The sequence below is a fragment of the Pectobacterium brasiliense genome (genome assembly GCF_013449685.1).
Lineage (GTDB): Bacteria > Pseudomonadota > Gammaproteobacteria > Enterobacterales > Enterobacteriaceae > Pectobacterium > Pectobacterium brasiliense_A.
The window spans coordinates 16,487-38,107 of record NZ_JACDSF010000067.1 but is presented as its reverse complement, the minus strand read 5'-3'; the positions used below and the strand labels follow the sequence as shown (position 1 = coordinate 38,107).

At 48.4% G+C, this 21,621-nt stretch carries 19 protein-coding genes, 1 pseudogene and 1 riboswitch; of the genes and pseudogenes, 14 read left to right on the top strand and 6 right to left on the bottom strand.

Annotated features, from left to right (window positions below):
* Positions 1–13 precede the first annotated feature (13 nt).
* On the bottom strand, positions 14–667 hold the full coding sequence (ribB, locus tag H0248_RS20475; RefSeq protein ID WP_102118232.1) for a 3,4-dihydroxy-2-butanone-4-phosphate synthase: 654 nt from the start codon (positions 665–667) through the stop codon (positions 14–16).
* Between the two features lie 127 nt (positions 668–794).
* A riboswitch (FMN riboswitch) is annotated at positions 795–983 on the bottom strand.
* Positions 984–1,184: 201 nt separating this feature from the next.
* Here ribB and ubiK point away from each other — a divergent pair.
* The gene (gene ubiK / locus H0248_RS20470; protein ID WP_039472052.1) at positions 1,185–1,475 is read left to right on the top strand and encodes a ubiquinone biosynthesis accessory factor UbiK; all 291 of its coding nucleotides are present in this window, start codon (positions 1,185–1,187) and stop codon (positions 1,473–1,475) included.
* Between the two features lie 128 nt (positions 1,476–1,603).
* Here the strand turns inward: ubiK and H0248_RS20465 are convergent.
* Positions 1,604–1,887 (bottom strand): annotated as a pseudogene (locus H0248_RS20465) (transposase); the annotation flags it as partial.
* Between the two features lie 401 nt (positions 1,888–2,288).
* On the opposite strand from H0248_RS20465, the gene H0248_RS20460 reads away from it, so the two are divergent.
* Genes H0248_RS20460 through H0248_RS20435 form a run of 6 tightly spaced genes read left to right on the top strand, consistent with a single transcriptional unit; the run spans position 2,289 to position 8,102 of the window.
* Complete coding sequence (locus tag H0248_RS20460) at positions 2,289–3,074, top strand: arylamine N-acetyltransferase family protein (RefSeq protein WP_116155487.1); 786 nt, start codon at positions 2,289–2,291, stop codon at positions 3,072–3,074.
* 7 nt (positions 3,075–3,081) lie between these two features.
* The gene (locus H0248_RS20455) at positions 3,082–3,645 is read left to right on the top strand and encodes an RBBP9/YdeN family alpha/beta hydrolase (protein ID WP_116155486.1); all 564 of its coding nucleotides are present in this window, start codon (positions 3,082–3,084) and stop codon (positions 3,643–3,645) included.
* Positions 3,646–3,647: 2 nt separating this feature from the next.
* The gene (locus H0248_RS20450; RefSeq protein ID WP_116155485.1) at positions 3,648–4,832 is read left to right on the top strand and encodes an MFS transporter; all 1,185 of its coding nucleotides are present in this window, start codon (positions 3,648–3,650) and stop codon (positions 4,830–4,832) included.
* Between the two features lie 26 nt (positions 4,833–4,858).
* Positions 4,859–5,764 (top strand): diiron oxygenase, encoded by a 906-nt coding sequence (locus tag H0248_RS20445; RefSeq protein WP_116155484.1) that lies wholly within the window; start codon positions 4,859–4,861, stop codon positions 5,762–5,764.
* A 22-nt stretch (positions 5,765–5,786) separates the two neighbouring features.
* The gene (locus H0248_RS20440; RefSeq protein WP_116155483.1) at positions 5,787–6,821 is read left to right on the top strand and encodes a 2Fe-2S iron-sulfur cluster-binding protein; all 1,035 of its coding nucleotides are present in this window, start codon (positions 5,787–5,789) and stop codon (positions 6,819–6,821) included.
* A 27-nt stretch (positions 6,822–6,848) separates the two neighbouring features.
* Positions 6,849–8,102, top strand: coding sequence for an ATP-grasp domain-containing protein (locus tag H0248_RS20435; protein ID WP_116186305.1), 1,254 nt, complete (start codon positions 6,849–6,851; stop codon positions 8,100–8,102).
* Positions 8,103–8,230: 128 nt separating this feature from the next.
* On the opposite strand, the gene yjeH is transcribed toward H0248_RS20435, so the two are convergent.
* Positions 8,231–9,472, bottom strand: a complete 1,242-nt coding sequence (yjeH, locus tag H0248_RS20430) for an L-methionine/branched-chain amino acid transporter (RefSeq protein WP_180787288.1) — start codon at positions 9,470–9,472, stop codon at positions 8,231–8,233.
* 114 nt (positions 9,473–9,586) lie between these two features.
* Entirely contained in the window at positions 9,587–10,615 is a 1,029-nt protein-coding gene (zipA, locus tag H0248_RS20425; protein WP_180787287.1) for a cell division protein ZipA, read from the bottom strand.
* Positions 10,616–10,818: 203 nt separating this feature from the next.
* Between zipA and cysZ the strand changes: the two genes are divergently transcribed.
* From cysZ to crr, 5 genes are all read left to right on the top strand, one after another.
* A complete protein-coding gene (cysZ, locus tag H0248_RS20420) occupies positions 10,819–11,703 on the top strand; it encodes a sulfate transporter CysZ (RefSeq protein ID WP_374705283.1) in 885 nt (294 codons plus the stop codon).
* Positions 11,704–11,865: 162 nt separating this feature from the next.
* Positions 11,866–12,834: a cysteine synthase A gene (cysK, locus tag H0248_RS20415; RefSeq protein ID WP_102118228.1), complete on the top strand. Its 969-nt coding sequence runs from the start codon at positions 11,866–11,868 to the stop codon at positions 12,832–12,834.
* A 453-nt stretch (positions 12,835–13,287) separates the two neighbouring features.
* The gene (gene ptsH, locus H0248_RS20410) at positions 13,288–13,545 is read left to right on the top strand and encodes a phosphocarrier protein Hpr (RefSeq protein ID WP_005971891.1); all 258 of its coding nucleotides are present in this window, start codon (positions 13,288–13,290) and stop codon (positions 13,543–13,545) included.
* A gap of 45 nt (positions 13,546–13,590) precedes the next feature.
* Positions 13,591–15,318: a phosphoenolpyruvate-protein phosphotransferase PtsI gene (gene ptsI, locus H0248_RS20405; RefSeq protein WP_180787285.1), complete on the top strand. Its 1,728-nt coding sequence runs from the start codon at positions 13,591–13,593 to the stop codon at positions 15,316–15,318.
* A 148-nt stretch (positions 15,319–15,466) separates the two neighbouring features.
* Complete coding sequence (gene crr, locus H0248_RS20400; protein WP_010284368.1) at positions 15,467–15,976, top strand: PTS glucose transporter subunit IIA; 510 nt, start codon at positions 15,467–15,469, stop codon at positions 15,974–15,976.
* 65 nt (positions 15,977–16,041) lie between these two features.
* Here crr and H0248_RS20395 read toward each other — a convergent pair whose 3' ends face one another.
* Positions 16,042–17,409, bottom strand: coding sequence for an ATP-binding protein (locus H0248_RS20395; protein ID WP_180787284.1), 1,368 nt, complete (start codon positions 17,407–17,409; stop codon positions 16,042–16,044).
* Complete coding sequence (locus H0248_RS20390; protein WP_180787283.1) at positions 17,409–18,089, bottom strand: response regulator transcription factor; 681 nt, start codon at positions 18,087–18,089, stop codon at positions 17,409–17,411. Before H0248_RS20390 ends, H0248_RS20395 begins: the two co-directional genes overlap by 1 nt.
* 375 nt (positions 18,090–18,464) lie before the next feature.
* Between H0248_RS20390 and H0248_RS20385 the strand changes: the two genes are divergently transcribed.
* Both H0248_RS20385 and H0248_RS20380 read left to right on the top strand, forming a co-directional pair.
* Positions 18,465–19,664: an efflux RND transporter periplasmic adaptor subunit gene (locus H0248_RS20385; protein ID WP_039522816.1), complete on the top strand. Its 1,200-nt coding sequence runs from the start codon at positions 18,465–18,467 to the stop codon at positions 19,662–19,664.
* A 3-nt stretch (positions 19,665–19,667) separates the two neighbouring features.
* Positions 19,668–21,620 carry a MacB family efflux pump subunit gene (locus H0248_RS20380; protein WP_180787282.1) on the top strand — a complete coding sequence of 651 codons (1,953 nt, stop codon included), beginning with the start codon at positions 19,668–19,670 and terminating at the stop codon, positions 21,618–21,620.
* The last annotated feature ends 1 nt before the right edge of the window (position 21,621 follow it).

The following is a 21,621-nucleotide window of genomic DNA, read 5'->3' as shown; positions in this document are numbered from 1 at the left end:
TACACTGCGTGAATCAGCTAGCTTTGCGCGCTGCCGCGATGCGGTAAGCCACCAGATCTTCAATCGTCAGTACTGGCATATCGTGCTGTTTGGCAAATGTGATCACTTCCGGCGCGTGCGCCATTGAACCATCATCATTCGTCAGTTCACACAGAACACCAGACGGCTTCAGGCCTGCCAGCGTCATCAGGTCAACCGTCGCTTCAGTGTGACCACCGCGCGTTAACACGCCACCCGGCTGGGCACGCAGCGGAAATACGTGACCAGGGCGATTCAGATCGCTCGGCTTGGCGTTATCCGCAATCGCGGCACGAATGGTGGTTAAGCGGTCGGCAGCCGAAACGCCAGTCGTCACGCCTTCGGCGGCTTCGATCGTCACGGTGAATGCCGTTTGATAATGGCTGGAGTTCTTCTCCACCATCATCGGCAATTCCAACTGCTGGCGACGCTCTTCCGTCAGGCACAGGCACACAATGCCACTACCGTGACGAATCGTCAGCGCCATTTGTTCAACGGTCATATTTTCAGCGGAAAAGATCATGTCACCTTCATTTTCACGATCTTCATCATCCAACACCAGCACGCCGCGGCCATGACGCAATGCATCAAGTGCGCGTTCTACGCGTTCGGTAGGATTGCCAAATTCAGAAAGTAATGTCTGATTCATGGTAAAAAACCTCAATGTTATTATGGATTACCAGAATCAGGGCGAGCTTGAGGAGTAACCACTACTACTGGTTGCATAGTAATAGTTAACAAAAATAACGCGAGCGGGCATATAGCCCGACAGATACCGTTACTCTCTCCCATCCGGACTTTAACCGTCGGCCCCGGAATTACACCGGATCTGCTGACCCCACGCTGCGAAACCGATAATTAATATCGGAAAAAACAGCGAGAGCGCTCGCGGGCTTCCAGTGCGCAGAGACTGCGTTCACTGGTTTACCGCCGGTGGGGAATTACACCCCGCCCTGAGAATAAGCGGGTTTACTATAACGCTAATACCTCGATAGGGCAATTGATCCACAACAGGAAATAGGGCAAAACGTCTGCTGGATTACAGTAAAATTATTCTGAATTACAGTAAAACCATGCTGAATATGTGCAAAGCCGATGTCAGATTTTATTTATACCCATTACACTTGCTATAGTAATAACTTACATAACCTAATCAGGAAAGCGACATGATTGACCCAAAGAAGATTGAGCAAATCGCCCGTCAAGTGCATGAATCTATGCCAAAAGGTATCCGGGAATTGGGTGATGATGTGGAGAAAAAAATTCGTCAGGTCTTGCAGGCACAGCTGACCCGATTGGATTTGGTGAACCGTGAAGAGTTCGATATTCAGACGCAGGTTCTGCTCCGCACGCGCGAGAAGATTGCTCGCCTGGAACAGCGTATGACCGAGCTGGAAGCGAAACTGTCTACGGAAGAAAAGCCCGCCGCAGCGCCAGAAAACGACCAATCGTCATAACACTCGTTTCATCACAACAGCTCGTCATCATCGCGATACAACGCCCTAATCAGGGCGTTGCTCGATTCCCTACTCTGCGCCAGCGACAGTCACGGGACCCTGTACACGACTCTGTGTAAATGCCTTTCTCAGAAATGACCGTCTAGGCGGTACTAAACTCGACAATAAAGCGGCTCATCGGCAGCCGCCAGTTTTGTATCGGCATCGTCCATTTTTTTGATGCCGACTGGATCGCTAGCCACACCACTTTCCTCGCAGAGTCATCTGTTGGGTACACCTTTCGTTTCTTGATGGCATGCAGGATCACGCGGTTTAGCGACTCAATAGCATTCGTCGTGTAGATCGCTTTACGAATGTCCGGTGGGTAAGCGAATAACGTGGACAAATTATCCCAGTTCGCCTGCCAGTTCCTGCCTGCCATTCGACAACCTGTTCCATGACCACTACATGGCCTAATCTGTTGCTCTTACCCGCTTCGGTGTTGTTGGGCGTAATATTATCTTTGATCACCGGAGCATTTAATAAATACCTATAAATAACATGACGTAATTATTTTAATTTTTAATTATTTCGTTTAAATAAAAATTCATATAGTGATAACTATATAATTATTAACTATATTATATAGAATCAATGAGATATGTATGTTTTACCCCCCCACAAAGCAAGTAATGTTTTTTTACAAAATAAATCATGATTTTTAACATTGCATACTGCAAATTAAGCCGTATTATCACGTTTTCAATTCGTACATTTCAATGGAATCTATGGTTACGGTTATCTAGTAACTGTAGGAAATACATGGAGAGTTTTATGAACGATTTGCTACGTTTCACTTCTCGTATAAATATTTCCGCCCCTACTATTTCAGATGTAAGTTATCTTTTTAAATTGCATTGTGCTCACATATATTCAATTCCATTTGAAAATATGAGCATGAAAGAAAATGCATCCAAGGGAATTAGTTATTTAACTATAGCCGAATCCATCTTAGGAAATAGAAGAGGAGGGATTTGTTTTGAATTTTCTGTTTTGCTTAAACCTTTTCTAGAACATGTTGGATTTATATATAGGTGCCGATTGGCCAGATTGTTAACACCGATATTTACCCCTGCAACCCACCAGATATTCGTTATTTCAATAGAGGAGAAAGATTGGATCTTCGACATTGGTTATGGGGCTAAAGGCCCAAGGGCCCCTTTACTTTTAGCTGATGGGTATGAGCACCAACATTCTTTTCTTTCTTCTCGTGTAAGTAAATGTCACAAGCATGGATGGATCGTCTCAGTGAAAGAAAATAGTAAACCGGATGCATTGTGGGAAGATATTTATGCTTTTCATGATATTGAAACAACGATTGAAGATGTTGATATGGCGTATTTCTATACTTTGTATTCACCAAATAGTCTCCTCAACATGAACAATGTGGCAAGTATGCCAACGAAAAATGGGCGTATAAGTATACGCAACAACATTTTCACTGAGGTCGATGGGTTGTCTTCTTCTTCAAACGAAATAGCAAACCGAGAAGAACTATCGTTACTTCTTTCATCTCGATTTGGGATCAATATCGAACCTGAAAAATTACCCCATATGTGAGGAATGAATGGAAACTACTTATCTGATTGTCCCTGGCTATACTAACTCTGGTCCTGAACATTGGCAGTCTTACATGGAAAGGAAGTATACGAATGTTATCCGTGTCATACAGGATGATTGGAATAATCCTTGTCGCCAGACATGGGTAGAGCGTCTGGATCAGGCAATAAAGAATACTACAGGTGACATCGTGCTAATCGGGCATAGTTGTGGCGCTGTTAGCGTAGCCCAATGGGCAGAATCTTACGCCAGTGAGAAGGTCATCTATGCAGTTATGGTTGCGCTTGCTGACGTTGACGCTCAGGATGCTCTGGAGGATATTCGTCAGCAAAGGCCGCTACCTACCAAGAACCTTTCTATAACTTCCCTTCTGATTTGTAGCGATAACGACGAGCATCTTTCATTGCAACGAGCTCATGAGCTGGCCTCCGCATGGGGAAGTGAAATAAAAGTAATTCCTGGTGCTGGACATATTCATACAGCTGCAGGATACGGTGAATGGCTGACTGGGGAAAAACTAATTGAGGAGTTTACAGGTAGGAAATTAATCAGAAAGGGAGAAAAAGAATAAAAATGTTAAAAGAAATAGAGAGGTTTAGTCCTGCGGTTAGGAATTTCCTGATTGCGACTTTTTTAATGGGGCTAAGTAATGGCATGTTTGATGCTGTTTATAATTTCTATCTGGAAATTCGTGGGATTGATAAATCAGATACAGGGCATATTTACGCCATTGCAATGATAATGATGGCCGCAGCAGTAGTGCCTTTGATTTATCTGAGTAAGAAAGTTTCTCAGAAAAGTCTTCTTATCTATTCTTCCTTCATTTATGCATTCCCTTTCATTTTACTCCCCTTCTTGACAACAATAACTGCGAGTGCACTAACGTTAGGGTTGATCTTATCTGGCATGATTGCGTTGCTATCGCTCGGAAATTCATTGGTAGGATCAAATGTTGAAGCAAGTAGCCGTACTGCGCTATTTAGCTGTTTCTTCATTTCCTATCTGGGGGCAGCTATGGTGGGATCAGTTATAGTTAGCCTAATAACTTATTATTCTCGTGCGGCTAATCTAGTAAACTATCAGTTTATTCTAGTGGCATCTTTTTTTTCTGCCATATTGATGATTTATTTCCGATTGAGATCTTTAGATGGAATTGTTGAACCAGACAAAGAGGGAATAAAAATTTCAAGGGGTAGGGAAACTGAATGGTTTAATTTTTTTGTGCTATTTGTTGCCTCTTCCTTGCTTGGCGGCTCTATTACTTTGATATTTCGATTCATTAATATTGTATTCAATCTTGCGTATTCAATGAATGTCAGTGAAATCTCTCTTATAATGGGGGGGGACAAAGTCATTAGTATTGTTGGAGCAATTTTTGCGCCTTTGTTGGTTAAACGATTTTCCCTTAAACCAACTGTCATTATCGCTGGAGTGCTAACATTCATATGCATCTATGCTCAGTCTCTCCATATGTCAGTTGCGGTTTTTATCGCTTTGTATTTTATCAGGCTTTTACTTAATTATTGTCTGATGCCACTTCTTGATACGCTTGCTATTACGGGGTTCGCGAAAGAGAGAACACTATTATCGACAAGTATACGCCAACTTTCTTTCTATCTCGGGAGTGCTTTATCGGCAGTCATTTATGGAAAAATTCTTGATAGTGGCCATTGGGAAAATGCTCTTGTAATTTCAGCTGTACTTGCACTCACTGGTTCCATTTTTATGACCATGATTCGAGTTAAAAATAGTAATTAACAGTTACATGAGCTGAGGCATAATTTATGAATACTAATGTAGTGATCCCTGATAGTGAGAACGTTGCTATAATGTTGAAAAAGCTTTCCTTATTATGGAAAAGTAGGGCAGCGGTCAATAACAGACATTCAGAATATTCAGACCTTGAGTTTGATGTATTAAAAAAAGACTTTAGTGAGTCACTTCTACCATTTCGTTTGCATGAAGCATGGAAGGAGGCACCTGATGAGCTAAAAAATAGATGCCTCTCGTATGCATGGGGTATCTATAACCTGAAGACAATATACATTGAATGCGACATCGTAACGCCAGCATGTGAGGATATAATTAAGTCTCCCCCTGTAAACGCCCCTAACCGAGCAGAGTTACAAGATGTTATGTCTGAAGCTCTTTTGGATGAAGCGCTTCACACACGTATGTCAATTATGGCCTGCAATTATATCTATGATAGGAGACGTATTGCTCCATTAAACCACACAAGTTTCAATCTGATTAGCTGGCGTCAGCAACTCTTGGCTGGTTGTGGAGCAGAGTGGCAGAGGCGGCTTAGCCGATTTGCCATAGCTTGTGCAAGTGAAACGTTGATAACTGACTATCTTAAAGTCATGGCGGAAGATTTCAGTATTCAAAAAATCTGTCACGAAGTAACGAGAATTCATGCAGAAGATGAATGGAGTCATGCTAGCGTATTTAGCTATGTTGCTTATGATATTGTGAGAGACCTCAGCCGTAGTGAAAGGAAATATCTGCGGGAGACCATGTTGAAGACTGCTGATTTATTCGCAGATAACGAACTTGGTGCATGGGAAAATGTGTTCAATATGGTTGAATTCCCGTATGCCAGAGAAATTATTGCTGAAACAGACAGCTGCAATGAGATAAATATCTACCTTGACTCAGCAGAAACTGTCATATCTAGAATTGGCTTGTAATATTATTTATGGATAATCCCTGATGAAGCTTATTTGCTCCGAATCCTATTCACTTACAGCTAATACTAGACTATTTCGCCTTAACCTTGTCGAGAACACCTCCGGAATTGATGCTGCTCTCAGCCCTGGTAAATATTTGGTTTTCAAGCTTTCGGATATAGATAATTTATCTCAATATCGATGCTATACACTGGTCTCAGTCAGCAATGAACAATACTACGATATTATAGTCGAGAATAAAGGGGCTGCCAGTTTTTCATCTAGGATAACGGAGCTCTGTTTGATTGGAAATGAAATAGAAGTTGTCGGTGTTGGTGGAGATATCACTTTCGATACCATTAAAAATAGCAATCATTTGCTAATGATTGCGGGGGGAATAGGAATCACACTTCCTCTATCACTGATTAGGGAATATTATAGATATTATGGAGAAAAACACACAGGACATACGGTAACACTCGTATTGAGTTTTAACGAACTAATCGCTATCCCTTACTTAAATGAACTTATTGATCTATACAGGCGCTGTAGTTGGTTCAACTTGCATATTCATGTCACACGCAGCCCGTTATACAGGGTTGACGAACTTATTCGCTATGGAAGAATAGATCTACGGAAAATTAATTTTTCCTATGAACCCGATAAAGTTGTTATTTGCGGGAGTATTCAATTTGCTGCTGTCATGGGAGAATCAATACGGCTGATTTTTCCTATGGCAAAGGTCGAAACAGAATCATTTACTTCCTCAACGGCCTTAGAATTAGAAGAGGAAAAAACGGAAGAACAATCAGACATGATTATATCCGGCAGAAATCTGTCCCGACAGGTGAGAGTAAATAAAAAAAAGACTGTACTGGAGAACCTGATTTTACATCAAGTTCCCATTAGAAGTATGTGTAGATCGGGGATATGTGGAAGTTGTAAATTCCGGCTGAATAGTGGAGAGGTTAAAAGCGAACCCGATTTCTGTCTTTCCGTAACAGAAAGAGATAACGGTATTCGTCTTGCATGCTGTTCTTATCCATCGAGCGATATCGCTAGTATAGAAATTATTTGAAAGTATTTTTTAAATAAGGATGCATCAGTGAAGAATAAATATGTTCTGGTAGTTGACCCTTTTTCAAGTGGCGCAGTGTTCGCGAATAGAATTAAAGCACTCTATGGATATGATACTATTGCTCTGATAACAAATAGTCATCTTCCCGAAGCTGTTATGGCAACCTTCAAGAAGGAAGATTATGCACAGGTTTTTTATTATAAATCACTAAGTGTTACTGTGGCTGAAATTGAGAGTTATTTAACACAAGCGCCTGACTTTATCATCTGTGGCTCTGAACCTGGTGTATCTGTATTTGATTTGCTGTGTGATCAATGGAACCGTATGCCTAATATACTGTCACTTTCAGCCGCGCGTCGTGATAAATATCTGATGCAGAAACAGATAAAATTGGAAGGCATCAGATATATTCCGCATTTTAAATCGGGGGATTTTAACTGCATATTACAGTGGTGCATTGATAATCCTTTCACTGAGTATGTGGTTAAACCCATTCGCTCATTCGGAACAGAAGGTGTTTTCTTTTGTAAAGGCGTTGATGAAATAAAAAAGGCCTATGATAGCTTAATCGGTACTTTAGACTACTCCGGTAACCGCAATAGTGAACTGCTCATAGAACAGAAAATCGAAGGGATCGAGTATGTTGTTGACGCAGTAAGCAATGAGGGGGAGCATTTCATCGTAAATATATTCAGATATATAAAAGAACAGGTAGATGGAGTGCCTATTTATCGGCAAATGATTACTGAACCGGTAACTGAACATTCGTCTCTCGTTAACTATGTCAAAAAGGTCCTGACCTCACTCGGGATTGTTAACGGTAGCTCCCACAATGAAGTCATCATGTCCTCAGATGGCCCCGTATTGGTTGAGTCAGGAGCAAGAATGCATGGTGGGCTTGGGCCCCGTCTCGTGAATGAATGTAATTCACATTCCCTCATTGATCTTGGTTTGATGGCTCGTATTTCTTCTTCTGATTTTAGAGAGAAAACCATGAATACTCCGACATTGAAGAAGTATGCAGTTGAATATTTTCTCAGTTCATCCGCTTCAGGAATGGTAAAGGATGTGCATATAGAGGAGATGTGTTCACCATTATCAAGTTACGGATTTACTGCATGTAAAGTTAAGTCTGGCGACCATATAGAGAAAACTACCGATCTTGTCACATCTTATGGCCGTGTTGTGTTGTTCAATACTGATTTGGCAATTCTTGAACAAGATGCAGCGGCTATAGTTGAAATGGAGAGAAATAGTAGACTAATCACCCTCGAAAGCTAAATAGCAGATTATGTGGGTACCCGATAGCCACATCCCAAGCGAAATAGGGAGGAAATATTCCTCCTTTTCTAACCAATGGTGTAGCGGCACACTAATTTTCATCACCTCATAAAGCCCCTGTACACGACTCAGTGGAAATGCTTACGCGGCAGGAACAGCCACAGCACAACCAGCATGATTAACGCATACAGCGATTTCCAGCCAATCATCAGCAACAACGCACAGCAGAGTATTCCGCCTATTGCCGCCATCACGCGCGCCCGACCTTTCAGCAGACGCCATCCTGCTAGCATACACAGCAGATAAATCAGCACAAAGATGCCGTTCGCGTACACAATCAGCATATCCAGCGGCAACCTAAGCCAGTAAATTAACAGGCAGCACACCAGACAGCAGGCCACCACAACCGACAGCGCATTCACCGGCGCTTGCCCTGAGGACAGCTTCGCCAGAGCACTTCCTTTCGATGCCTGCGACCAGACTAAACGTGCAAAGCCCTGCGTATAGATATTCACGCTGGCAAAGCAGGCCAGATACCCGACAAAGCAGGCAATCCACAGCGCGTGTTCGCCAAACAGCTGCACAACGATGCTCGGCAGTGAGGCCGTTGCGGCAATTCCCTCTCCGTAAGCCTTAAAATGCAGCACGGCTACCGTACATCCCCAATACACCGCGCCAGCGACCAGCATGCCGATGAGTAAAGCCCGTGGGAAATCCCGCTCCGGCACCCGAAACTCCGTCGACATGTGGGCAAAGGCTTCAAGGCCGACGAAGCACCAGAACATCACAGCCAGCGCACCGAAAGTGTTAGACCACGACAGTTCACTCACCGACGGCCAGGGAATGTGTGCAGGCGTGATATCGCCCTGCCACCAGATCGCGGCAACCAGCCCCACCACCAGCATCGCAATGACGATCTGAATATTGGCGCTGGATCCCGCACTGCGCAGGCCAAGCAGCCAGATACCACCCAGCGTCAGAAGCTGTACGCAGAGTAGCCCCAGATCGCTCCAGCCAAATGCCGCCTGCCAGAATCCGGCGGCAATCTGCAAAGCAGCAGGCAGCCCCAGAGGAATAACGGACAGGAATAGCCAGCCGGTTACACGCGCCATGCGCGGCCCAAAAGCGAGGTTAACAAAGTGCGCAGCCCCGCCCGCATTCGGGAAATGTTGACCTAGCGCGGCAAAGCCAATGGCGATAGGAAAAACAAGCAGGATCAAGATCGGCCACGCCCATAGGCTGTCTTGCTGTGCCAACTGTGCAACCAGTGCGGGCACTGCAAACACCCCAGTTCCCAGCAAAGAAGTAGACAGCAACCCCACGCCCTGAATCAGCCCAAGCTCTTGTTTTAATCCTTTTGCTTCACTCACTACGTTTCACCTTTTGTTGCTTTTTTACACCACACCGCTGCCGGATCTAAAAATAAAAAAAGCCTCCACTAACGGAGGCTTCTCTCACCCACAGAATTCACAAGCTTTATACTATCAGGCGTTAGCTTTCAGCACATCACGAATGCGTGCTTTGTAGGATTCAACCTTCTGCGGCGTCATCATACGACGCTCGTCATCCTGCACCACACCGCCAACATCGTCAGCAATACGCTGTGCAGACTGTAACATCAGTTTAAAATTTTGGCTGGCATCGCCATAAGACGGCACCATCATGAAAATGGACACGCCGGGCGTCGAGAATTCGGACATCGCATCGACATTAAACGAACCAGGCTTAACCATGTTCGCCAGACTGAACAACACTGGGCCTGCGCCAGCGGGGTTCACATGGCGATGAAAAATGTTCATTTCACCAAACTGGAAACCGGCCTGAAGCAGGCTTTGTAACAGCAGTTGACCACCGATCCCTCCCCCATGATGGGCCACCACATGCAGAACCAAAACCGCTTCTTTTGCCGCCGCAGGTTCAACTGGCTCAGCAGGTTGCTGAGGTTGTGCAAGCACCGGCTGAACTTTTTCATGCAGCGAATGTGCGGCAGGCTGCTGTGGCGCAGATGCTGACGCGTCATACGCAAACGGCTCACGCAGAGCACCAATGCTCGGTTCGGGAATAGCGGTTTCTCTAGGGGCGACAACCTGCGGGTTAGCATCACCACGTACCTGCGCACGCAGAGAACCCACTGGCATCGCTTCATCCAGTAGGGGATCGTAAGAAGAGGCGGGAGACAAATGCTCGAACGGCGATTTCGCCACTGAACGAGCGTCTTCACGTTCACTGTTGTTATTAAATGAAGGATTATCAAATGATGCGTTATCAAGTGAAGCGTTGCCAAATGAAGGCTCACTCTGCAGCGGACGAGCCCCCTTCACGCGAACGTCGCCAACACCTTCATCCACATCGTCAAGCGGTGTTTCATCACGCGCTTTCTTTACACGTTTAGCTGGGCGGTCACGAAAAAGGGACGAGCGTTCTTTACGGCTAGTCCACAAGCCGTGCAGTAAAAGCGCTATTATAGCGATCGCGCCAACAACGATTAATATCAGACGCAAGTCCTGCATCATTGCTATCCCAATTGTTCCAAAAAAACATTGCCACTACGGCAAATACCTATACTACTAACTCTATTTGCCTGAGTACACAAGTGCAAGCCTGCACGGTACTTTATGACAATAAAGATAGATACAACGCACTTTTTTGCTGTTTTTTCATCCAAATGCGGGCTGGTCAGCATAAGATCATCCCGATATGATGTCTCAACAAACAAATGACTGAGTCTATAGGCACTATGTCTTCAGAAAAACCATTGTCTTCAGAAAAACCATTGTCTTCAGAAAAACCATCGTCTTCAGAAAAACCATCATCTTCTGAAAAATCGTCTTACGGTAATACCACAGGCCAGGTTCGCGGCGGCATACACTATTTTCTAGCTGGATGGCGCCTGCTCTCACTGCCAGGCATCCGACGTTTCGTTATTCTGCCCTTACTGATGAACATCGCACTGATGGGTGGGGCTTTCTGGTGGCTTTTTACCCAGTTGAATGACTGGATTCCGCAGATCATGAGCCACATTCCGAGCTGGCTGCAATGGCTCAGCTACCTCATTTGGCCACTTGCCGTGCTCTCCATTTTGCTGATATTCAGCTACCTATTTAGCACAATCACCAGTTTTATCGCCGCACCGTTTAACGGCTTGTTAGCCGAGCAGTTAGAAGCAAAACTCACCGGCCAAACGTTGCCGGACAGCGGCATACTCGGCATTGCTAAAGACGTCCCACGCATCATGAAGCGTGAAGTCCAAAAGCTGGGGTATTACCTGCCACGCGCCATTGTGCTATTGCTTCTCTATTTCATTCCCGGCATTGGGCAAACTGTCGCTCCGGTACTGTGGTTCCTGTTCAGCGCGTGGATGCTGGCGATTCAATATTGCGATTATCCTTTTGATAACCACAAAGTGGGATTTACCACGATGCGTCAGGCATTACGTCGCCATAAAGTCGCCAATATGCAGTTTGGCGCGTTGGTCAGCCTGTTTACGCTAGTGCCTTTTTTGAATCTGGTCATCATGCCCGTCGCGGTATGTGGTGCAACGCAGCTGTGGGTGGATCGTTATCGCGATCTGTCAGCAACCCTGCCGAAAAAATCGCCATAACAAGACAGCAAGCTCTGGCTGATAACGGCCAGTGTTTTCTATTGTAATGAAAAGATATTTCTTAAGAACATAACGATATAGCAATTCTTTACTTCACTGAAAAGTGTGAACGGGTATTCTCTCTACGTTCGCAAAAATTTCATACAGTTATAAGGACAGGCTATGAGCAAGATCTACGAAGACAATTCTTTCACAATCGGCCATACGCCGCTGGTTCGCCTGAACCGTATCGGCAACGGACGCATTCTGGCTAAAGTGGAATCCCGCAACCCCAGCTTCAGCGTAAAATGCCGTATCGGCTCCAACCTGATTTGGGATGCAGAAAAGCGTGGCGTTCTAAAACCAGGCATTGAGTTGGTTGAACCTACCAGCGGAAACACAGGGATTGCCCTGGCCTATGTCGCCGCCGCTCGCGGTTACAAACTCACGCTCACCATGCCGGAAACCATGAGCATCGAGCGCCGCAAGCTGCTGAAAGCGCTGGGGGCTAATCTGGTGCTGACCGAAGGCGCGAAAGGCATGAAAGGTGCCATCGCCAAAGCCGAAGAGATTGTAGCCAGCGATCCGCAGCGTTATCTGCTGCTACAGCAGTTCAGCAACCCCGCTAACCCAGAAATTCACGAGAAAACCACCGGCCCTGAAATTTGGGAAGATACCGATGGTCAGGTTGATGTCTTTATCTCTGGCGTTGGTACAGGCGGTACGCTGACGGGTGTCAGCCGCTACATCAAGAACACCAAAGGCAAGGCCATCATCAGCGTGGCGGTTGAACCTACCGATTCACCGGTGATCACTCAGGCGCTAGCAGGCGAAGAACTAAAGCCAGGCCCGCACAAGATTCAGGGCATCGGCGCGGGTTTCATTCCAGGTAACCTGGACCTGAAACTGATTGACCGTGTAGAGAAAGTGACGAACGAAGAAGCGATCGGCACCGCGCGCCGTTTGATGGAAGAAGAAGGCATTCTGGCGGGTATTTCTTCCGGTGCAGCCGTTGCTGCCGCGCTGAACTTGCTCAAAGAAAAAGAATTTGAAGATAAAACTATCGTCGTTATTCTGCCTTCTTCCGGCGAACGCTACCTCAGCACAGCACTCTTTGCCGACCTGTTTACCGAGCAGGAACTGCAACAATAGCCCCTCGGTCACACTCGAACAACAAGTGACCAATGTGTTAAAAAAGCACCTATTTAGGTGCTTTTTTGTGGCACAGTTCAAACTTTCCACCACATATGGATTGCTTTTCTACATCAGGTTTAGTATTTAACCGAACAATTATTTTGATGCGTGAAATTAATATCCGGCAAGTACCACGCCTCATCACATTATGTTTTTCCTGCGCATGACCGCTTTTTTCCTGCGCACGATAGCCCACATCGCCGTTTTGCGACTGAGGTTAAGATAATGGGTGACGGAATCTGCGGTATTTGATGGTATTTTATTCAGGAAATACGTTTGACGGTTTTCTTGTCGCATCGTGGCCTGCCCCTGTAACATAAATCAGGAGCTAACCAAACAGGCTAAAGTTCAGTGAATCAACTAAACTTTAGTTCCACAACATTAATCTAATCCATAAGTTGGGGAAAAAGCATGTTCCAGCAAGAAGTGACTATCACCGCACCGAATGGCCTGCACACCCGTCCTGCTGCTCAGTTCGTCAAAGAAGCTAAAGGCTTCACCTCTGAAATCACAGTGACGTCTAACGGCAAGAGCGCTAGCGCTAAGAGCCTGTTCAAATTACAAACACTCGGCTTAACACAAGGAACTGTGGTTACTATCGCTGCGGAAGGCGAAGACGAACAAAAAGCGGTTGAACACCTGGTTAAGCTGATGGCTGAGCTCGAGTAAACGACGAGTTTTTTAGTGAACACCAGAATCGAGTAAGGTAGGGTTATGATTTCAGGCATATTAGTATCACCGGGTATTGCTTTTGGTAAGGCACTGTTACTGAAAGAAGATGAAATTCTCATCAACCGGAAAAAAATCTCTGCAGATCAGGTGGAGCAGGAAATTGAACGTTTTCTGACTGGCCGTTCCAAAGCATCCGTACAGTTGGAAGCTATCAAGAAGAAAGCAGGCGAGACGCTGGGCGCAGAGAAAGAAGCCATCTTCGAAGGCCACATCATGTTGCTGGAAGATGAAGAGTTCGAGCAGGAAATCATAGCCCTGATTAAAGATGAGCATGCTTCCGCCGACGCAGCTGCATTTTCCGTCATCGAAAACCAGGCTAAAGCACTGGAAGAACTTGATGATGAATATCTGAAAGAACGCGCCGCAGACATGCGTGATATCGGGAAGCGTTTGCTCAGAAACATTCTCAATATGCCCATCGTCGATCTGGGCGATATTCAGGATGAAGTCATTCTGGTTGCAACGGACCTGACACCGTCAGAAACCGCGCAACTTAATCTGGACAAAGTGCTGGGCTTCATCACCGACCTCGGTGGCCGCACGTCCCACACGTCCATTATGGCTCGTTCGCTGGAACTGCCTGCGATCGTTGGCACGACCAACGTGACCCAGCAGGTTAAAAACGGCGACTATCTGATTCTGGATGCCGTAAACAACCAGATCTATCAGAATCCGACCGCAGAAAAAATCGAAGAATTAAAAGCCGTTCAGCAGCAATATCACGCTGAAAAGTATGAGCTGGCTAAGCTGAAAGATCTGCCAGCCATCACGCTGGACGGTCATCAGGTTGAAGTCTGTGCCAACATCGGTACCGTGCGTGATGTCGCGGGTGCTGAGCGTAACGGCGCAGAAGGTGTCGGCCTGTATCGTACCGAATTCCTGTTCATGGATCGTGACTCGCTACCTACCGAAGAAGAGCAGTTCCAGGCGTATAAGGCGGTTGCCGAAGCCGTTGGTGCTCAGGCCGTTATCGTCCGTACCATGGATATCGGTGGCGACAAAGATCTGCCATACATGAACCTGCCAAAGGAAGAGAACCCGTTCCTTGGCTGGCGCGCTATCCGTATCTGTCTGGATCGTAAAGAAATCCTGCATGCCCAGTTGCGTGCCATCCTGCGCGCATCAAAATTTGGCAAGCTGCGTATCATGTTCCCGATGATTATTTCCGTGGAAGAAGTGCGTGAGCTGAAAGCCGAACTGGAGATGCTGAAAGCACAGCTGAGAGAAGAAGGTAAAGCCTTCGACGAAAGCATTGAAGTCGGCGTGATGGTTGAAACACCTGCCGCCGCCGCTATCGCGCCACATTTAGCCAAAGAAGTCGACTTCTTTAGTATTGGGACAAATGACTTAACCCAGTATACTCTGGCAGTTGATCGCGGTAATGAGCTGATTTCTCATCTCTATAACCCGATGTCCCCTGCTGTCCTGACCCTGATCAAACAGGTTATTGACGCGTCTCATGCCGAAGGCAAGTGGACAGGGATGTGTGGTGAGCTCGCCGGTGACGAACGTGCTACACTACTGTTATTGGGAATGGGGCTGGACGAATTCAGCATGAGTGCGATCTCTATCCCGAGCATCAAGAAAATCATCCGTAATGCGAATTACGAAGATGCGAAGGCGCTGGCGGAACAAGCACTCGCTCAACCGACAGCACAAGAGTTAAGCAATCTGGTGAGCCGCTTTATTAAAGAAAAAACGCTCTGCTGATTCTGCTTTACCTAATAGGTTTCAAGGTGGCAATCAGCACCCCGACAGGCGATAAATTCGCAGTCGGGGTAGCGAAGAAAACCAATGCCACACCAACTTGAAAGATTAGGGTATATGCTGGCCCAATATTAATGCTTAGGAGAGAATCATGGGTTTGTTCGATAAATTGAAGTCTCTGGTTTCTGACGACAAAAAAGACACTGGCAGCATCGAAATCATTGCCCCGCTGTCCGGTGAAATCGTCAATATTGAAGACGTTCCTGATGTCGTATTTGCAGAGAAAATCGTCGGTGACGGCATTGCCATCAAGCCAACTGGCAACAAGATTGTCGCACCGGTAGACGGCACCATCGGTAAAATTTTTGAAACCAACCATGCGTTTTCCATCGAGTCTGACAGCGGCATTGAGCTGTTTGTGCACTTTGGTATTGATACCGTTGAATTGAAAGGCGAAGGCTTCAAGCGCATCGCTGAAGAAGGCCAGCGCGTGAAGAAAGGCGATCTCGTTATCGAGTTTGACCTGGCTCTGCTGGAAGAAAAAGCGAAGTCTACTCTGACACCAGTGGTTATTTCCAACATGGATGAAATCAAGGAATTGACCAAACTGAGTGGTACGGTTGTTGTCGGTGAAACGCCGGTTATCCGTATCAAAAAGTAAGCCGCCTTCTACGGATGGTTTACTACGTTTGCACGAAACGGCACCCGGATGGTGCCGTTTTCGTTTCAGGCTTTCCAGCGCGGTACGCACAGACGAATCACTAAACCGCACTGTTCACCATTCTCCGCCTCAATATGCCCGCCGTGCGCCAGTACGACTTTACGGGTAATTGCCAGCCCCAGCCCATAGCCTTTGCCAGACAGCGGCGAATCAACCCGAATGAAAGGATCGAAGATGCTGGAGAGTTTACTTTTCTCCACGCCAGGCCCCTGATCGGCGACCTGAATCGTCCACTCATGTTCATTGCCAATGAGCGACACAGAAACCTGCTGCGTGGGAGCAGAAAAACGTAGCGCGTTGCGCATCACATTATCGACCGCCCTGCGCATCAGTTCCGCATTGCCTTTAACCGTGTAATCTTCGTCCTCATCGGCCGACAGCAGGATTTCAACACCAGTGACCTGCGCTTCGTAGCGCGCATCGTTGACCACGGCCGTCACCAGCCCCAGCAAATCGAAATAGGCTTCCTCAATACCAGAATGCTCCGTGCGCGATAGCGTCAGCAGCTCGCCAATCATCTTATCCATCAGCAAAGCTTCACGCTCAATACGCTGCAAGGAACTCTCTATATTGTCAGGATTCTGTCTTATCAACCCGATAGCGAGCTGCAAACGCGCCAGCGGGGAACGCAGCTCATGCGAAACATCATGCAGCAACTGTTCACGCGCGCTAGCCAGACTGTCCAGTCGTTCAACCATCGAATCGAAATCACGCGCGACATCGCTGATTTCATCATGACGTTTATGCATCACCGGCAGCAGACGCACGTTCAGATCACCCTGCGCAACCTGATCAAACCCCGCACGAATCTGACTTAGCGGACGAGCCAGGCTCCATGCCAGCACCGAGCTGAACAACAGGCCACCAAGCCCCGCAATGATGATAAACGGCACCGGCACATTGAGAAATTCGACTGGCCGAGGGGGGCGAAATTCGCTGCGCAGCAGCTCGGCGTCATAGCGAATCTGATACCACTTTCCGGCAGGGCCGCTGACCTGCTTGATTATAGGCGTGGCACGCGGCATGCCACGTTTATCCGGCGCAAAAGCCTCATCGAGCAACGCGTTCTGCGGGGCGGAAACCAACTCCTGATCGGACAGCGGCAGCGGCGATTCCGTGACGGAAATGTATTGCTGCTCTTGCTGAGGCAGTAGCGACATCACATCATTCAGTTCACCCAAGCCGCCATGTTGCAGCGCCGCCGCCACCATCTCCGTTTGCATCGTCGCAATGCGCGACACCACGATTTCTTCCAACGGCTTATGTCGCTCGCCGTTAAAAGAAAAAGCCAGCCACAGCAGTTGAGACATGACGAGGAACGTCAGCCAGAACCCGAGCAGTATCTTCCAGAAAAGTCGTCCACGAATCATCATCAGCGAATCCGGTATCCCACGCTGCGCACGGTTTCAATCGTCATGGTGTTGCTCGGCAAGGTACCGAGCTTTTGACGAATATTGCTGATGTGCACGTCCACGCTGCGGTCATACGCTTCACGGCGACGCCCCAGGCATTTTTCGGACAGCTCATCCTTTGACACCACCCGCTCCGGGGAACGCAACAGCAGCTCCAGTAAATTAAACTCAGACGCCGTCAGATCAAACGGCTTCCCACGCCATTCGCTGATACGCGTGGCAGGGTTCAACACCAGATCGCCGCTGGCGGCCAGGCTCTCGTCGCGCTTTGTGCTCGGCTGATCGTCATAGCGACGTAGTACCGCCCGCAGTCTTGCCACCAGCTCACGCGGGTAACAAGGTTTAGGCATATAGTCATCCGCGCCCATTTCCAGACCGATAACTCTGTCGATGTTGTCGCCTCTTGCCGTCAGCATAATGACAGGCAACTGCTGGGTTTTTCTGATCTCGCGCAGCACGTCAATCCCGCTCATATCGGGCAGCATGACATCCAGAATCATCGCGGTGTAATCCCCCGATATCGCGCCATCGACGCCCTCTTTGCCCGTCAGCACCCGCGAGGTTGAAAACCCTTCCGCATTCAGATACTCACAGAGCATATCGCCCAGCTCTACGTCGTCATCGACCAGTAAAATATTCATATCCTGTCCTCATTAATCGGGTATACCCAACGTATTCGAGTTGCGGGAAGGAAACGCACAAGCAGCTTGAAGTATGATGGGTATAGATGCTGTATTCTCAGGCCTGGCGTGAATATTCGCAGCCAGATTTACTTAATCCTTACCATTTCTTTCAGCAAAGATTACCGCTACCTTTACGGACTCGGGGTAAATTACTCACCTGCGTTATTTATTCCCGTTGATACCCTAAATAATTCGAGTTTCAGGCAGGCGGCAAGCGAGGGAATCCCGATGAGCTTACTCAGGTAAGTGATTCGGGTGACTAAGCGCAGCCAACGCACATGCAACTTGAAGTATGACGGGTACAGATGCATCCATTAAGGACGACTCCCCCTGATGCAATCACGATTTTTTACACGACGCCGTACGACGATCGCGCTTGGCCTTATCGCTGCTGCTGTAGTTCTTCATCTGTTTTTCAACAAGCCATCGCCAACGCCCAATGCGCTTACCACCGCCGCCGAGATTGCGGATCTCGAACAGACCGTGCTCGCTGACGGTAAAATTGAGGCACAGAAGCAGGTCAGCGTCGGTGCACAAGCCTCGGGGCAAATCAAAGCGCTGCACGTCGAACTGGGTGATAAGGTGAAAAAGGGGCAATTGATCGCCGAGATTGATGACCTCACTCAGCAGGACACGCTAAAAAACGGTGAGGCCGCGTTAAAAAACATTCAGGCACAGCGAGCGGCCAAACTGGCGGAATTGCGTAATAACGAATTAAGCTGGCAGCGTCAGCAAATGTTGATGAAACGTGGGGTTGGGGCACAGGCCGACTACGACAGCGCAAAAGCGACGCTGGATGCTACCAGAGCCAATATCGACGCGCTGGATGCCCAAATCATTCAGGCACAGATTACCGTCAACACCGCCAAGGTTAATCTGGGATACACCCAAATTCGTTCACCGATGGACGGTACCGTGGTGGCCATTCCGGTTGAAGCGGGGCAAACGGTCAACGCGATTCAGACGACACCGACCATCGCCAAAGTCGCCAATCTGGACACCATGACCATCAAGGTGAAAATCTCAGAGGCCGATGTCGTCAAGGTGAAAACCGGCATGCCCGTGTGGTTCAGTATTCTGGGCGAGCCGAATAACCGTTACGAAGCCACGCTGAGCTCAATTGAACCAGCGCCAGACTCCATCAACACGGACTCGACCACAACATCATCCAGTTCAAGCAGCAGTTCCAGTTCATCATCCAGTACCGCAATCTATTACAACGGCCTGTTCGATGTGAAAAACCCTGATGGCGTCTTGCGCATTTCCATGACGGCGCAGGTGTATATTCTGCTGTCTTCAGTGAAAAACGCCATTGTCGTTCCCGCGACGGCGTTAACCTCGCGTGACGGCATGTGGTACGTGCAGGTCGTGAATGCGAACAAGAAGGTTGAATCGCGTCTGGTGACGCTTGGCCTCAACGATAACGTGCGCACCCAGATTCGTTCGGGGCTCAGCGTGGGGGAACAGGTCGTTGTCAGCCCATCGTCCGGCGATGTCGCGTCTACGCATCCTGGCCCACCGATGGGGATGTAACGTATGTCCACATCCTTACTTAAGCTGACCGGTATTACCCGCCGCTTTTCCAACGGCGAACAGGACGTCACCGTCCTCAAAGACATCAACCTGACCATCAATCAGGGAGAGATGGTGGCGATCGTCGGGGCGTCCGGGTCGGGAAAATCCACGCTGATGAATATTCTCGGCTGTCTGGATAAACCGTCCGCCGGTGATTATCAGGTGGCAGGACGCGCCGCTGGCGAGCTGGACAACGACCAGCTTGCGGAACTACGTCGCGAGCATTTCGGCTTTATTTTCCAGCGCTATCACCTGCTCGGCGACCTCAGCGCATTGGGGAACGTTGAAGTTCCAGCCATTTATGCCGGAAAAAGTCGGCTGGCGCGCCGTCAACGGGCGGCGGAACTGCTCACTCGGCTAGGACTGGAAAGTCGCCTCCACTATCGGCCCAGCCAGCTTTCCGGCGGCCAGCAGCAGCGTGTGAGTATCGCACGGGCGCTGATGAACGGCGGCGGCATCATTCTGGCGGATGAGCCAACCGGTGCGCTGGACACCCACAGCGGCAACGAGGTTCTGAGCATACTTCGCGATCTGCACAGGCAGGGCAATACCGTCGTGATCGTCACCCACGATATGACAATTGCCGAACATGCTCAGCGCATCATCGAACTGCGCGATGGCGAAGTGATTGCCGACCGACAAACGCGCCCCGAAGAAGCCGCCGTGCCGTCAACGGAAGCCGCCAGCTCTCCGGCGACGTCCGCTCTGAATCAGTTCAAAGATCGCTTTATCGACGCGTTTAAAATGGCGCTGCTGGCGATGAACGCCCAGCGGATGCGTACCTTTCTGACCATGCTCGGCATCATCATCGGTATTGCGTCTGTCGTCTCGGTCGTCGCGCTGGGAAAAGGCTCACAGGAACAGGTGCTGGCCGACATCAATTCGATGGGCACCAGTACGCTGGAAATTTTCCCCGGCAAAGACTTCGGCGACATGGATGCCAGCGCCATCCAGACGCTGCGAGCCAGTGATATCCAGCCGCTGACGCAGCAGCCCTACGTGCATAGCGTCACGCCTTCTATCTCAACCAGTGTAACGATGCGCTACGGCAACATTGCCGTTTCCGCCAGCATTTCCGGGGTTGGCGAGCAGTTCTTCACCGTGCGTGGCTACACCCTGCAACGCGGCGTGCTTTTCCCACGCAGCAGTGTCGATGAACTGAAGCAGGATGCCGTGATTGACAAAAATACGCTTAACAAGCTCTTTCCCCACGGCGAAGATCCCATTGGACAAGTGATTTTGCTAGGCTCGCTGCCCGTGCGGATTATCGGCGTCGTCAGTAAGAATCAGGGAGGCTTCGGCAGCGATGAGAACCTGAATGTCTGGGTGCCGTACACCACGGTGATGAAGCGCATGGTCGGACAATCCTACCTGAAAAGCATCACGGTGCGGGTGAAAGACAATATGGATATGAACGTCGCGGAGAAAAGCATCACCGCCCTGCTGACGCAGCGGCACGGTACGAAAGATTTCTTTATCATGAACACTGACAGCATCCGTCAGATGATCGAGAAAACCACCACCACGCTCACGCTGCTGGTATCGATGATTGCCCTGATCTCGCTGCTTGTCGGCGGGATCGGCGTGATGAACACCATGCTGGTTTCCGTCACCGAGCGAACCCGAGAGATCGGCGTCCGTATGGCGGTTGGCGCACGCACCAGCGATATCATGCAGCAGTTTTTGATCGAAGCGGTGCTGGTTTGCCTGTTCGGCGGCATCATCGGCGTGGGGCTGTCGCTGGCTATCGGCGTGCTATTCGCCCAGTTCAGCAGCAATTTCGCGATGATCTATTCCAGTTCATCGATTATTGCCGCGTTCCTGTGCTCCAGCCTGATCGGCATTATCTTCGGCTTTTTCCCCGCCCGACGTGCCGCACGGATGGAACCGATTCACGCACTGGAGCGGGAATAGT

Excerpts from the sequence above, each read along its gene's own strand:
- ribB (WP_102118232.1), bottom strand. The coding sequence starts at position 667 with ATGAATCAGACATTACTTTCTGAATTTGGCAATCCTACCGAACGCGTA.
- ubiK (WP_039472052.1), top strand. The coding sequence starts at position 1,185 with ATGATTGACCCAAAGAAGATTGAGCAAATCGCCCGTCAAGTGCATGAA.
- H0248_RS20460 (WP_116155487.1), top strand. The coding sequence starts at position 2,289 with ATGAACGATTTGCTACGTTTCACTTCTCGTATAAATATTTCCGCCCCT.
- H0248_RS20455 (WP_116155486.1), top strand. The coding sequence starts at position 3,082 with ATGGAAACTACTTATCTGATTGTCCCTGGCTATACTAACTCTGGTCCT.
- H0248_RS20450 (WP_116155485.1), top strand. The coding sequence starts at position 3,648 with ATGTTAAAAGAAATAGAGAGGTTTAGTCCTGCGGTTAGGAATTTCCTG.
- H0248_RS20445 (WP_116155484.1), top strand. The coding sequence starts at position 4,859 with ATGAATACTAATGTAGTGATCCCTGATAGTGAGAACGTTGCTATAATG.
- H0248_RS20440 (WP_116155483.1), top strand. The coding sequence starts at position 5,787 with ATGAAGCTTATTTGCTCCGAATCCTATTCACTTACAGCTAATACTAGA.
- zipA (WP_180787287.1), bottom strand. The coding sequence starts at position 10,615 with ATGATGCAGGACTTGCGTCTGATATTAATCGTTGTTGGCGCGATCGCT.
- cysZ (WP_374705283.1), top strand. The coding sequence starts at position 10,819 with ATGACTGAGTCTATAGGCACTATGTCTTCAGAAAAACCATTGTCTTCA.
- cysK (WP_102118228.1), top strand. The coding sequence starts at position 11,866 with ATGAGCAAGATCTACGAAGACAATTCTTTCACAATCGGCCATACGCCG.
- ptsH (WP_005971891.1), top strand. The coding sequence starts at position 13,288 with ATGTTCCAGCAAGAAGTGACTATCACCGCACCGAATGGCCTGCACACC.
- ptsI (WP_180787285.1), top strand. The coding sequence starts at position 13,591 with ATGATTTCAGGCATATTAGTATCACCGGGTATTGCTTTTGGTAAGGCA.
- crr (WP_010284368.1), top strand. The coding sequence starts at position 15,467 with ATGGGTTTGTTCGATAAATTGAAGTCTCTGGTTTCTGACGACAAAAAA.
- H0248_RS20395 (WP_180787284.1), bottom strand. The coding sequence starts at position 17,409 with ATGATGATTCGTGGACGACTTTTCTGGAAGATACTGCTCGGGTTCTGG.
- H0248_RS20390 (WP_180787283.1), bottom strand. The coding sequence starts at position 18,089 with ATGAATATTTTACTGGTCGATGACGACGTAGAGCTGGGCGATATGCTC.
- H0248_RS20385 (WP_039522816.1), top strand. The coding sequence starts at position 18,465 with ATGCAATCACGATTTTTTACACGACGCCGTACGACGATCGCGCTTGGC.
- H0248_RS20380 (WP_180787282.1), top strand. The coding sequence starts at position 19,668 with ATGTCCACATCCTTACTTAAGCTGACCGGTATTACCCGCCGCTTTTCC.